At 53.4% G+C, this 13,003-nt stretch carries 13 protein-coding genes; 12 read left to right on the top strand and 1 reads right to left on the bottom strand.

Features of this window, described 5'->3' with window-relative positions:
- Position 1: 1 nt before the first annotated feature.
- The 9 genes from nnr to hflC all read left to right on the top strand — a co-directional run bounded on the left by nnr (position 2) and on the right by hflC (position 10,250).
- The gene (gene nnr, locus AC07P6_RS27765) at positions 2-1,513 is read left to right on the top strand and encodes a bifunctional ADP-dependent NAD(P)H-hydrate dehydratase/NAD(P)H-hydrate epimerase (RefSeq protein WP_478315151.1); all 1,512 of its coding nucleotides are present in this window, start codon (positions 2-4) and stop codon (positions 1,511-1,513) included.
- Positions 1,506-1,967, top strand: a complete 462-nt coding sequence (gene tsaE, locus AC07P6_RS27760; RefSeq protein WP_478315150.1) for a tRNA (adenosine(37)-N6)-threonylcarbamoyltransferase complex ATPase subunit type 1 TsaE — start codon at positions 1,506-1,508, stop codon at positions 1,965-1,967. Before nnr ends, tsaE begins: the two co-directional genes overlap by 8 nt.
- Before the next feature lie 16 nt (positions 1,968-1,983).
- On the top strand, positions 1,984-3,321 hold the full coding sequence (gene amiB, locus AC07P6_RS27755; protein WP_478315149.1) for an N-acetylmuramoyl-L-alanine amidase AmiB: 1,338 nt from the start codon (positions 1,984-1,986) through the stop codon (positions 3,319-3,321).
- A 10-nt stretch (positions 3,322-3,331) separates the two neighbouring features.
- Positions 3,332-5,221, top strand: coding sequence for a DNA mismatch repair endonuclease MutL (mutL, locus tag AC07P6_RS27750; RefSeq protein WP_434660506.1), 1,890 nt, complete (start codon positions 3,332-3,334; stop codon positions 5,219-5,221).
- Positions 5,214-6,164, top strand: coding sequence for a tRNA (adenosine(37)-N6)-dimethylallyltransferase MiaA (miaA, locus tag AC07P6_RS27745; protein ID WP_112216209.1), 951 nt, complete (start codon positions 5,214-5,216; stop codon positions 6,162-6,164). The genes mutL and miaA overlap by 8 nt, the downstream gene beginning before the upstream one ends.
- 92 nt (positions 6,165-6,256) lie before the next feature.
- Positions 6,257-6,565, top strand: coding sequence for an RNA chaperone Hfq (gene hfq / locus AC07P6_RS27740; protein ID WP_110274473.1), 309 nt, complete (start codon positions 6,257-6,259; stop codon positions 6,563-6,565).
- 75 nt (positions 6,566-6,640) lie between these two features.
- Positions 6,641-7,921 carry a ribosome rescue GTPase HflX gene (hflX, locus tag AC07P6_RS27735; RefSeq protein ID WP_110274472.1) on the top strand — a complete coding sequence of 427 codons (1,281 nt, stop codon included), beginning with the start codon at positions 6,641-6,643 and terminating at the stop codon, positions 7,919-7,921.
- A gap of 65 nt (positions 7,922-7,986) precedes the next feature.
- On the top strand, positions 7,987-9,243 hold the full coding sequence (gene hflK / locus AC07P6_RS27730) for an FtsH protease activity modulator HflK (protein WP_182235728.1): 1,257 nt from the start codon (positions 7,987-7,989) through the stop codon (positions 9,241-9,243).
- A gap of 2 nt (positions 9,244-9,245) precedes the next feature.
- The gene (gene hflC / locus AC07P6_RS27725; protein ID WP_181483922.1) at positions 9,246-10,250 is read left to right on the top strand and encodes a protease modulator HflC; all 1,005 of its coding nucleotides are present in this window, start codon (positions 9,246-9,248) and stop codon (positions 10,248-10,250) included.
- Positions 10,251-10,312: 62 nt separating this feature from the next.
- Here hflC and AC07P6_RS27720 read toward each other — a convergent pair whose 3' ends face one another.
- Complete coding sequence (locus tag AC07P6_RS27720) at positions 10,313-10,600, bottom strand: hypothetical protein (RefSeq protein WP_434660503.1); 288 nt, start codon at positions 10,598-10,600, stop codon at positions 10,313-10,315.
- 218 nt (positions 10,601-10,818) lie between these two features.
- Here AC07P6_RS27720 and AC07P6_RS27715 point away from each other — a divergent pair, with 218 nt between their 5' ends.
- The 3 genes from AC07P6_RS27715 (at position 10,819) to nsrR (ending at position 13,000) form a co-directional block, all read left to right on the top strand.
- On the top strand, positions 10,819-11,022 hold the full coding sequence (locus AC07P6_RS27715) for a DUF2065 domain-containing protein (protein WP_478315148.1): 204 nt from the start codon (positions 10,819-10,821) through the stop codon (positions 11,020-11,022).
- Positions 11,023-11,124: 102 nt separating this feature from the next.
- Positions 11,125-12,423: an adenylosuccinate synthase gene (locus AC07P6_RS27710; protein WP_110274469.1), complete on the top strand. Its 1,299-nt coding sequence runs from the start codon at positions 11,125-11,127 to the stop codon at positions 12,421-12,423.
- Between the two features lie 151 nt (positions 12,424-12,574).
- On the top strand, positions 12,575-13,000 hold the full coding sequence (gene nsrR / locus AC07P6_RS27705) for a nitric oxide-sensing transcriptional repressor NsrR (protein ID WP_110274468.1): 426 nt from the start codon (positions 12,575-12,577) through the stop codon (positions 12,998-13,000).
- Positions 13,001-13,003 lie beyond the last annotated feature (3 nt).

Below are 13,003 nucleotides of genomic sequence, written 5' to 3'. Positions count from 1 at the left end.
GATGACGAAAAACGCTGACAGTATACCACACATCATCTGGCCTGCGGATGCGCTACGGCTGGCGGAAAAAGAAGCGGCAGATAGTTTAGGGCTCACGCTGTTTGAACTGATGCGCCGCGCGGGTGAAGCGGCTTTCCAACTCGCTCGTGCACAATATCCTGATAGCCAGCACTGGCTGATTCTTTGCGGTCACGGTAATAACGGCGGTGATGGCTATGTGGTGGCTCGCCTGGCGCAGGCGCAAGGGATTCAGGTAACGCTGCTGGCGCTAGAGAGCGAGAAACCGTTGCCGGAAGAGGCTAGCGCCGCGCGCGAAGAGTGGCTCAGTGCGGGCGGTATGATTCATGCCGCTAACATTCCCTGGCCGGAAAATATCACTTTAATTATTGATGCCCTGCTGGGTACCGGGTTGCATAGCGCTCCACGACAAGACATCGCGGAGATTATCGACCATACGAACGCATATCCGGCACCGGTTATGGCGCTGGATATCCCATCCGGGCTAAACGCGCAGACCGGCGCGACGCCGGGAGCCGTTATCAACGCCGCGCACACCATCACCTTTATCGCACTTAAACCTGGGTTGTTGACCGGTAAGGCCCGCGATGTCGTCGGCCGCTTGCATCACCACGCGCTCGGTCTGGAGGGGTGGTTAGCTGGTCAGGCTATCGTACTGCGCCGCTTTGATGCCTCGCAACTCGCCGACTGGCTACCGCCGCGACGCCCCACATCACATAAAGGCGATCACGGTAAGCTGGTGATTATCGGCGGTGAACCGGGTACTGCGGGGGCCATCCGTATGACCGGTGAGGCATCGCTGCGTGCGGGGGCGGGGTTAGTGCGAGTATTAACTCACAAAGACAACATCGTCCCCATTCTAACCGCCAGACCAGAGTTGATGGTCCACGAGCTGACGGCTCAGTCGCTGGAAGAGAGCTTGCAATGGGCCGATGTGGTGGCGATTGGACCTGGGCTGGGCCAGAGCGAATGGGGTAAAAAAGCGCTGCGTCAGGCGGAGAACTTTCGTAAACCGATGGTCTGGGATGCGGATGCGCTGAACCTGCTGGCAATCAATCCCGATAAACGTCACAATCGCGTGCTAACGCCGCATCCCGGCGAAGCCGCCCGTTTGCTGAACACGAGTGTGGCAGAAATTGAAAGCGATCGCTTACATTCTGCACAACGTCTGGTAAAACGTTATGGTGGTGTCGTAGTGCTGAAAGGCGCGGGTACGATAGTCGCGAACGAATCAGGCGAGATGGGCATTATCGACGTGGGTAATGCCGGCATGGCCAGCGGTGGAATGGGCGATGTGCTGACCGGTATTATTGCCGCATTGTTAGGCCAGCGCCTGACGCCGTATGATGCCGCCTGCGCTGGATGCGTTGCTCATGGCGAAGCCGCCGATCGTCTGGCCGCCAGAAATGGCACTCGCGGAATGCTGGCGACCGATCTTTTTTCCACGCTCAGGCGTGTTGTTAACCCGGATGTGATTGACGTAGACCATGATTAACCGAGTGATTTCTTTACCCGACGAGCAGGCGACTTTAAACCTTGGCGACCGCATAGCGCAGGCGTGTACTGGCGCCACGGTTATCTATTTGTATGGCGATTTAGGTGCGGGTAAAACCACCTTTAGCCGCGGCTTTCTTCATGCGCTTGGCCATCGTGGTAATGTCAAAAGCCCAACCTATACGCTGGTCGAACCCTATAGTCTCGATAATCTGATGGTCTATCACTTTGACCTGTATCGCCTTGCGGATCCTGAGGAGCTCGAATTTATGGGGATTCGCGATTATTTTACCGATGATGCCATCTGCCTGGTGGAATGGCCGCAACAAGGCACAGGTGTACTGCCTGACCCGGATGTTGAAATTCACCTTGAATACCAGGCTCAAGGGCGGGAGGCGAGCGTAACGGCGGTCTCCACATTGGGTGAGTCTCTATTGGCGCGTTTGGCTAATTAGCCTGAAGGACGACGGGATGATGTATCGCATAACCAGTTGGCTGGCCGCTGCACTGATGCTGTTTAGCATTCAGGCCACCGCGGCAAGTTTATCCGACATCCAGGTCTCAAATGGAGATCAGCAGGCCCGCATTACCATTAGTTTTATCGGCGATCCTGAATATTCGTTTAGCCCACAGGGCAAGCGAACCGTGGCGCTGGATATAAAACAGACTGGCGTGCTCCAGGGGCTACCGCTGCAGTTTAGCGGCAATAATCTGGTGAAAAGTATCCGTTCCGGGTCGCCGCAGGACGCGCAGTCGCTGCGTCTGCTGGTGGATCTGACCGCCGATGGGAAAACTCGTGCGGTGAAGCAACAGAATGGTTCTAACTATACCGTGGTGTTTACCATCAATGCTGATGCGCCTCCACCACCACCTCCGTCGCCAGTGGTAGTGAAACAGGTTGAGAAACCCATTGTGCAACCTTCTCGTCCGAGTGAACCGGCGCGTAATCCGTTTAAAGCCGATAACGATCGGCTGACTGCGGTGACCAGCACAAGCACAAGTACCATCACGCGTCCCGCGACTCGCACTGTATCGACCGACGATAAAGTGATTATCGCTATAGATGCCGGTCACGGCGGTCAGGACCCGGGAGCAATTGGTCCGAATGGCACAAAAGAGAAGAATGTGACCATTGCTATCGCCCGTAAGCTTCGCACGTTGCTGAATGCCGATCCGCAGTTCAAGCCGGTACTGACGCGCGATGGCGATTATTTCATTTCCGTTATGGGACGTTCAGACGTAGCGCGTAAGCAAAATGCTAACTTCCTCGTATCGATTCATGCTGACGCTGCGCCAAACCGTGATGCAACCGGGGCCTCGGTTTGGGTGCTTTCCAACCGTCGTGCCAACAGTGAAATGGCCGGCTGGCTCGAACAGCATGAGAAACAGTCTGAGTTGCTGGGCGGCGCGGGCGATGTGCTGGCGAATAGTCAGTCGGACCCTTACCTGAGCCAGGCGGTGCTGGATTTACAGTTCGGCCATTCTCAGCGCGTCGGGTATGATGTGGCGACTAATGTGTTGAGCCAGCTACAGCGAATCGGCGACTTGCATAAACGTCGCCCTGAGCATGCCAGCCTGGGCGTTCTGCGCTCGCCGGATATCCCGTCAATCCTTGTCGAAACCGGGTTTATCAGCAATACCGGCGAAGAGAGATTGCTGGGTAGTGATGCTTTTCAACAGCAGGTCGCCGAGGCGATTTATAACGGTCTGCGTAACTACTTTATGCAGCATCCGCTGCAATCAGCGCCGCGCGGGACAGCGGCGCAGACTGCCAGCGCGGGGTCATCAGACGGAACGTTGTTAAATTAAGGAGACGGCTATGCCGATTCAGGTTCTACCGCCGCAGCTCGCCAACCAGATTGCCGCTGGTGAAGTGGTGGAACGTCCGGCGTCTGTCGTCAAAGAGTTAGTTGAAAATAGCCTCGATGCAGGGGCTACGCGTATCGATATTGATATTGAGCGCGGCGGTGCGAAGTTGATCCGCATCCGCGACAACGGCTGCGGGATTAAAAAAGACGAACTGGCGTTGGCGCTGGCGCGTCATGCCACCAGTAAAATCGCCTCGCTTGATGATCTGGAAGCGATAATCAGCCTCGGATTTCGTGGTGAAGCCTTAGCCAGTATCAGTTCTGTCGCCCGCCTGACGCTAACCTCGCGTACTGAGGAGCAGCAAGAAGCCTGGCAGGCCTACGCAGAAGGGCGCGATCAGGACGTTACCGTCAAACCGGCGGCGCACCCGGTGGGAACAACGCTGGAAGTACTGGATCTGTTTTATAACACCCCCGCTCGCCGTAAATTCATGCGTACCGAAAAAACCGAGTTTAATCATATCGACGAGATCGTGCGGCGCATCGCGCTGGCGCGTTTCGACGTCACGATTAACCTCAGCCACAACGGTAAAGCGGTGCGCCAGTATCGTGCCGTGTCACAGGATGGTCAGCGTGAACGGCGGCTGGGGGCGATTTGCGGTACGCCGTTTCTTGAACATGCCCTGGCTATCGAGTGGCAGCACGGCGATCTTACCCTTAGCGGCTGGGTGGCCGATCCTCTGCATACGAATCCGGCGCTGGCAGAAATTCAGTATTGCTACGTCAACGGACGGATGATGCGTGACCGCCTGATTAATCATGCAATTCGTCAGGCTTGTGAAGATAAGCTGGGGGCCAATCAGCAGCCCGCTTTTGTGCTTTACCTGGAAATCGATCCGCACCAGGTGGATGTGAATGTTCATCCGGCCAAGCATGAAGTTCGTTTTCATCAGTCGCGACTGGTTCATGATTTTATTTATCAAGGTGTGCTGAGCGTGCTTCAGCAGCAGTTGAGTGCGCCATTGGCAGAAGAGGGCGATGAACCTGCACCTCGCCAGGTTCCGGAGAACCGCATTGCGGCAGGCGGCAACCATTTCGCCCAGCCGGCGGTTGCGCGTGAAGCGGCGCCTCCCCGATATCATGATGAGACTGCCGTGCCGCGCTTTAATGCGGGAGGCTCGCGAGAATCCACCGCTTCGGGTTCCGCTAGTGGAGCAAGTTGGCCCCATGCGCAGCCAGGCTATCAAAAACAGCAGGGTGCGCTGTATCGCCAACTGCTGGATACTCCGGTCCCGGAGCGAAAGCCAGTATCACCCACACCAGTGACAGAAGGATTGGCTGGACACAGTCAAAGCTTTGGTCGCGTGTTGACGATTGTTGATGGCGACTGCGCGCTGCTAGAGCGCGATGGCAAGTTAGCGTTATTGGCTTTGCCGGTCGCAGAACGTTGGCTGCGTCAGGCGCAACTGACGCCCGGCGTAGAAGCGGTTTGCGCCCAGCCGCTGCTTATCCCGCTGCGGCTAAAAGTGTCTGAAGGGGAAAAAGTCTCGCTGGATAACGCGCAATCGGCGCTGACGCAGGTCGGTATTGAGCTGCAATCTGATGCGCAGCACGTGACGATTCGGGCGGTGCCTTTACCCTTAAGACAACAAAATTTACAAATCTTGATTCCTGAACTGATAGGCTACCTGGCGCAGCAAAAAACATTCGACGTCAACAATATTGCCCAGTGGATAGCGCGCAATCTGGCGAGTGAGCACGGGCAGTGGAATATGGCGCAGGCGATTGCTGTCCTGGCGGATATAGAACGTTTGTGCCCGCAGTTGGTTAAAGCGCCGCCGGGTGGTCTGTTACAACCTGTTGATTTACATTCGGCGATGAATGCCCTGAAAGATGAGTGATGTAACCGAGGCGAGCCTGCCTAAGGCAATATTTTTAATGGGCCCGACGGCCTCCGGTAAAACCGCGTTAGCTATCGCTTTACGTAAAGTTTTGCCCGTAGAGTTGATTAGCGTTGATTCAGCCCTCATCTATCGAGGAATGGATATCGGTACGGCTAAGCCGGATGCGCAAGAGCTAAGCGCTGCGCCGCATCGACTGCTGGATATTCTTGATCCGGCTGAAGCTTATTCTGCGGCAGATTTTCGTCGCGATGCGTTGGCAGAGATGGCTGATATTGTTGCTGCCGGGCGTATTCCGCTGCTGGTCGGCGGAACAATGTTGTATTTCAAAGCGTTGTTGGAAGGATTATCGCCGTTACCTTCGGCGGATCCTGCAGTCAGAGCCAGAATTGAGCAACAGGCCGCAGAGCAAGGGTGGAACGCGTTACACCAGCAATTACAGGAGATTGATCCGGTTGCCGCGGCGCGTATTCATCCAAATGATCCGCAAAGACTTTCCCGAGCACTGGAAGTTTTTTTCATTTCGGGTAAAACTTTAACGGAACTGACGCAAACGTCAGGTGACGCTCTGCCGTATAAGGTGCATCAGTTCGCCATCGCCCCGGCGAGCCGTGAACTGCTCCATCAACGCATAGAACAGCGTTTTCATCAGATGTTGGCTTCGGGTTTTGAAGCAGAAGTACGGGCGCTATTTGCCCGGGGAGATTTGCATACGGATATGCCTTCCATTCGTTGTGTCGGATATCGCCAGATGTGGTCGTACCTTAATGGCGAGATCCCGTATGATGAGATGGTTTATCGAGGTGTTTGCGCCACGAGACAGTTAGCTAAACGTCAGGTCACCTGGCTGCGCGGTTGGGAAGGTGTCCACTGGTTAGATAGTGAACAACCTGAACAGGCGTTCAACAAAGTATTACAGGTAGTTGGTGCTAGCCTGGACTGAACGTGTACAATTGAACGGTTATCGTGCGTAATTTTTTTAAGAATCGTAAGGTTCTGAGTACAAAACAAGCATACATATAAGGAAAAGAGAGAATGGCTAAGGGGCAATCTTTACAAGATCCGTTCCTGAACGCTTTGCGTCGGGAACGCGTTCCGGTTTCTATTTATTTGGTGAATGGTATTAAGCTGCAAGGGCAAATTGAGTCTTTCGATCAGTTCGTGATCCTGTTGAAAAACACGGTCAGCCAGATGGTCTATAAGCACGCAATTTCTACAGTTGTCCCGTCTCGCCCGGTGTCTCACCACAGCAATAATGCTGGCGGCGGCACAAGTAACTATCACCACGGTGGTAGCGCGCAAGGCTCTTCTGCGTCGCAGCAAGACAGCGAAGACGCCGAATAAGGCTGATGCTGTTTTTCCACGTCGGGGAGCCAGGTTTTCTGCGTTCCCCGCTGGTATTTTATAAGGGGTTTACGCTTGTTTGACCGTTATGATGCCGGTGAGCAGGCGGTACTGGTACACATCTATTTTTCGCAAGACAAAGATATGGAAGACCTCCAGGAGTTTGAAACTCTGGCCTCTTCCGCCGGTGTCGAAGCAATGCAGGTGATTACCGGTAGCCGTAAAGCACCGCACCCGAAGTATTTTGTTGGTGAAGGTAAAGCAGTCGAAATTGCGGAAGCCGTAAAAGCGACCGGTGCATCGGTCGTGCTCTTCGATCATGCCCTGAGTCCGGCACAGGAACGAAACCTTGAACGCTTATGCGAATGTCGGGTTATCGATCGTACCGGCCTGATTTTAGATATTTTTGCCCAGCGAGCGCGCACCCACGAGGGGAAGCTGCAGGTCGAGCTGGCGCAGTTGCGGCATATGGCGACTCGCCTTGTCCGTGGCTGGACCCACCTTGAAAGGCAGAAGGGCGGGATTGGTTTACGTGGCCCGGGTGAAACCCAGCTCGAAACCGACCGCCGATTGCTGCGTAACCGTATTATGCAGATCCTGTCGCGACTGGAAAAAGTTGAAAAACAACGCGAGCAAGGACGGCGGTCACGCGCCAAAGCCGATATTCCTACCGTGTCGCTGGTAGGTTATACCAACGCCGGTAAATCAACGCTGTTTAACCAGATAACCGAAGCCGAGGTTTATGCCGCGAACCAACTGTTCGCTACCCTGGACCCGACGCTACGCCGCATTGATGTCACTGATGTTGGCGAAACCGTACTGGCGGACACCGTTGGCTTTATTCGTCATCTGCCACATGATTTGGTTGCGGCGTTTAAAGCAACTCTGCAGGAGACTCGTCAGGCGACGCTGCTGCTGCACGTCATTGACGCGGCCGATGTCCGCGTGCAGGAAAATATTGATGCAGTGAATACGGTCCTCGCCGAAATCGAGGCCGATGAGATCCCGGTGCTGCTGGTTATGAACAAAATCGACATGTTGGACGATTTTGAGCCGCGTATTGACCGGGATGAAGAGAATAAACCGATCCGGGTCTGGCTCTCCGCCCAGACCGGGGTTGGCGTACCACTCCTTTTTCAGGCTTTAACGGAACGGCTTTCCGGTGAAGTAGCTCAGCACACGCTGCGTCTACCACCGCAGGAAGGTCGACTAAGAAGCCGGTTTTATCAGCTTCAGGCGATAGAAAAAGAGTGGATGGAGGATGACGGTAGCGTTGGTCTGCAGGTACGCATGCCGATCGTTGACTGGCGTCGCCTTTGTAAACAAGAGCCAGCGCTGGTTGAATACGTGATTTGACCTTGCAGCTTGCCTGAAGATATTAACCCCTGTGGGGATATCAAAAACAAATATGGAGCATATACATGGCGTGGAATCAGCCCGGTAATAACGGACAGGACCGCGACCCGTGGGGAAGCAGCAATAACCAAGGCGGCAACTCTGGGGGAAATGGCAACAAAGGTGGTCGCGAGCAGGGACCTCCCGATCTGGATGATATCTTCCGTAAGCTAAGTAAAAAACTCGGCGGTCTGGGTGGCGGAAAAGGTGGACTGGGGGGCGGTAGCGGCTCTCAGGGACCTCGTGGCCCAATGGGCGGACGTGTCGTCGGCATCGTTGCCGCCGCTGCGGTGATTATCTGGGCAGCCAGCGGTTTCTATACCATTAAGGAAGCTGAACGTGGTGTGGTCACACGCTTTGGTAAATTCAGCCATCTGGTTGAGCCTGGCCTTAACTGGAAACCCACTTTCGTTGATAACGTTCAGGCGGTTAACGTTGAATCAGTACGTGAACTGGCGGCTTCTGGCGTCATGTTGACCTCTGACGAAAACGTGGTGCGCGTCGAGATGAACGTGCAGTATCGCGTGACCGATCCGGAACGTTACCTGTTTAGCGTTACCAGCGCAGATGATAGCCTGCGTCAGGCCACCGACAGCGCTCTGCGTGGTGTTATCGGTAAATACACCATGGATCGTATCCTGACTGAAGGCCGTACCGTGATTCGTAGCGATACCCAGCGCGAACTGGAAGAGACGATTCGTCCGTACAACATGGGGATTACTCTGCTGGACGTTAACTTCCAGACGGCGCGTCCGCCAGAAGAAGTGAAAGCCGCGTTTGACGATGCGATTGCCGCGCGTGAAAACGAACAACAGTACATTCGTGAAGCTGAAGCATACACCAACGAAGTTCAGCCGCGAGCGAATGGTCAGGCACAGCGTATCCTTGAAGAAGCGCGTGCGTATAAAACTCAGACCGTTCTCGAAGCCCAGGGTGAGGTTGCTCGCTTTGCGAAGATCCTGCCTGAATATAAAGCAGCTCCGGAAATTACCCGTGAGCGTCTGTATATCGAAACCATGGAAAAAGTGCTGAGCCATACTCGCAAAGTGCTGGTTAACGATAAGGGGAGCAACCTGATGGTTCTGCCTCTGGATCAGATGCTGAAAGGTGCTGGCGCACCAGCGGCAAAGAGTGATAGCAGTGGCGCAAGCGATCTGCTGCGTCTGCCGCCTGCATCCAGCTCAAGCAGCGCCAGTAACGCTCAGACCTCTACGGGAGGCAACATTATGGACCAACGCCGCGCCAACGCGCAGCGTAACGACTACCAGCGTCAGGGGGAATAACGATGCGTAAATCTGTTATCGCGATAATTGTCATCGTGCTGGTGGTGCTCTACATGTCCGTCTTTGTTGTTAAAGAAGGCGAGCGCGGTATTAGCCTGCGCTTTGGTAAAGTTCTGCGCGACGATGAAAACAAACCACTGGTCTATGAGCCGGGCCTGCACTTTAAGATCCCGTTCATTGAATCAGTGAAAATGCTGGATGCGCGTATCCAGACCATGGATAACCAGGCCGATCGCTTTGTGACCAAAGAGAAGAAAGACCTGATCGTTGATTCGTACATCAAGTGGCGTATCAGCGACTTCAGTCGTTACTATCTGGCAACTGGCGGCGGCGACGTCTCCCAGGCTGAGGTTCTGCTGAAGCGTAAATTCTCTGACCGTCTGCGTTCTGAAATTGGGCGTCTGGATGTGAAAGACATCGTAACGGACTCACGTGGTCGTTTGACTCTGGAAGTGCGTGATGCGCTGAACTCTGGTTCTGCAGGCACAGAAGATGAAGTCAGCACCCCGGCTGCTGATGATGCAATTGCCAAAGCGGCAGAGCGTGTTGAAGCAGAAACTAACGGTAAGGTGAAGGTAATCAACCCGAATAGTATGGCGGCACTGGGTATTGAAGTTGTCGACGTACGAATCAAACAGATCAACCTTCCTGCTGAAGTCTCTGAAGCGATCTATAACCGTATGCGCGCTGAGCGTGAAGCAGTAGCTCGTCGTCACCGTTCGCAGGGTCAGGAAGAAGCTGAAAAACTGCGCGCGACTGCGGACTATGAAGTCACCAAAACGTTGGCAGAATCTGAGCGCCAGGGACGTATCATGCGTGGTGAGGGTGATGCTGAAGCAGCGAAGCTGTTTGCTGATGCCTTCAGCCAGGATCCGGGTTTCTATGCCTTTATCCGTAGCCTGCGTGCTTACGAGAATAGCTTCCAGAGCAATCAGGATGTGATGGTTCTCAGCCCGGATAGTGATTTCTTCCGCTATATGAAATCACCTGCGGCGACCACCCACTGATAAGTGATTCTGTAAGCAAAAAGGCGCCTGTTAAGGCGCCTTTTTTACAACTGAGCGTGAATTTAGTTGCCCAGCAGTTTATTCAGCAGGCCACCGATCACAGGTACGCTTGCCAGAGTGCTTTCAATCGTTCCACCGATAGTTGAACCAATCGTATTACCGATCGTTTCGCCCAGGCCCGGCGCGATGGTTGCAAGGTTTACCGTGCCCAGAATAGGTAAATCAATGCTCAGATTACTGCCGAGCGACCATACTGCAGCACCTGTTTTACTCCCCAGTGATGCCAGTCCATCTTGTAGCCAGCCTGCGCCGCTTACCGCGTCGATTTCGATTGCAGTTAATTCTCTCATAATAATCATCCTAATTATTTTATGCTCGTATCCAAAGTTGATACGCACGGGCATACTTGCAATTTTAAAAATAACCTGCAATACAATGAGTTATGAATTTTGTTTCATAAAATAAGTTCATAATAAAGAGGAAATGCCGGACAATATGAAGTGAGAGTAAACACAACATTGATAAACCACTGGTACTACACAGCGCGATATTTATATAAAGGTGAATAATGAACTCAACAATCTGGTTGGCACTGGCACTGGCGCTGGTTTTAGTACTTGAAGGACTCGGGCCATTACTTTACCCACGGGCATGGCGGCGAATGGTCGCCACGATGAGTCAGTTGCCGGATAATTTATTGCGCCGTTTTGGTGGGGGTCTTGTGGTTGCCGGTATCGTGATCTACTACATGTTGAGGAAAACGATTGGCTGATTAACAAGTAGCCTAATTTACCGTATCTTGAGTGCAAAAAGTGCTGTAACTCTGAAAAAGCGATGGTAGAATCCATTTTTAAGCAAACGGTGATTTTGAAAAATGGGTAACAACGTCGTCGTACTGGGCACCCAATGGGGTGACGAAGGTAAAGGGAAGATCGTCGATCTCCTGACTGAACGGGCTAAATATGTTGTGCGCTACCAGGGTGGTCACAACGCAGGCCATACTCTCGTAATCAACGGTGAAAAAACCGTCCTCCATCTCATTCCATCAGGTATTCTTCGCGAGAATGTTACCAGCATCATCGGTAACGGTGTCGTGCTGTCTCCTGCTGCGCTGATGAAAGAGATGAAAGGACTGGAAGACCGTGGTATCCCTGTCCGTGAGCGTCTGCTGCTGTCTGAAGCCTGCCCGCTTATCCTCGATTATCACGTTGCGCTGGATGTTGCGCGTGAGAAAGCGCGTGGCGCGAAAGCTATCGGTACTACCGGTCGCGGTATCGGCCCGGCTTATGAAGATAAAGTCGCTCGCCGCGGTCTGCGCGTTGGTGACCTGTTTGATAAAGCAACCTTCGCTGACAAACTGAAAGAAGTGATGGAATATCACAACTTCCAGTTGGTGAATTTCTACAAAGTTGAAGCGGTTGACTACCAGAAAGTCCTGGATGATGTAATGGCGATTGCCGACATCCTGACTGCCATGGTTGTTGATGTCTCCGATCTTTTGGATCAGGCGCGTCAACGTGGCGACTTTGTGATGTTCGAAGGTGCGCAGGGTACGCTGCTGGATATTGACCACGGTACCTACCCGTACGTAACCTCTTCCAACACCACCGCAGGTGGCGTGGCCACCGGTTCCGGCCTGGGCCCACGTTATGTTGATTACGTTCTGGGTATCATCAAAGCCTATTCTACTCGTGTAGGCGCGGGTCCATTCCCGACTGAACTGTTTGATGACATCGGCGAGTTCCTGTGCAAGCAGGGTAACGAGTTCGGCGCTACTACCGGCCGTCGTCGTCGTACCGGTTGGCTTGACGCCGTTGCGGTGCGCCGTGCGGTGCAGATTAACTCCCTGTCTGGCTTCTGCCTGACTAAACTGGACGTCCTGGACGGCCTGAAAGAAGTTAAAATCTGCGTAGCTTACCGTATGCCGGATGGCCGTGAAGTGACCACCACTCCGCTGGCTGCTGACAACTGGGAAGGTATTGAACCGATTTATGAAACAATGCCAGGTTGGTCTGAAACCACCTTCGGCGTGAAAGAGCGCAGCGGCCTGCCGCAGGCAGCGCTGAACTATATCGCGCGCATTGAAGAACTCACCGGCGTACCGGTTGATATCATCTCTACCGGTCCTGACCGTACCGAGACGATGATTCTGCGCGACCCGTTCGACGCATAATTATCCCCAGGGGCGCCGTTCAGGCGCCTCTTGTTTTTGCTGTTCGCCCGCCCCATTTAAATAAATTAGCGGCCTGAGCGCTGGCTGGTTTATCATCAATAGTAATTACGTCTATCGACATACCCTGTTTTTCTTTTCCCTGAGGTTGATTGTGCAGTTAACGAGTTTCACTGATTACGGATTACGTGCGCTGATATATATGGCGTCGTTGCCGGATGGAAGGATGACCAGTATCTCCGAAGTCACGGAGGTTTACGGTGTCTCTCGTAATCATATGGTAAAAATAATCAATCAGTTAAGTCGTGTCGGCTACGTCACGGCAGTACGGGGAAAGAACGGCGGAATTCGCCTTGGCAAACCGGCAAACACGATTCGAGTCGGCGATGTTGTCCGCGATTTGGAGCCGTTATCGTTGGTCAATTGCAGCAGCGAATTTTGCCATATTACGCCCGCCTGCCGCCTGAAGCAGGCGCTTGCAGAAGCCACACAAAGTTTTCTTAAGGAACTAGATAACTACACGTTGGCCGATTTGGTTGAAAAGAATCAACCACTTTATAAATTATTACTGGTGGAGTGACGT

The organism is Klebsiella sp. GFKo11 (genome assembly GCF_056490265.1).
This window is presented reverse-complemented; position numbering and strand designations above follow the sequence as displayed.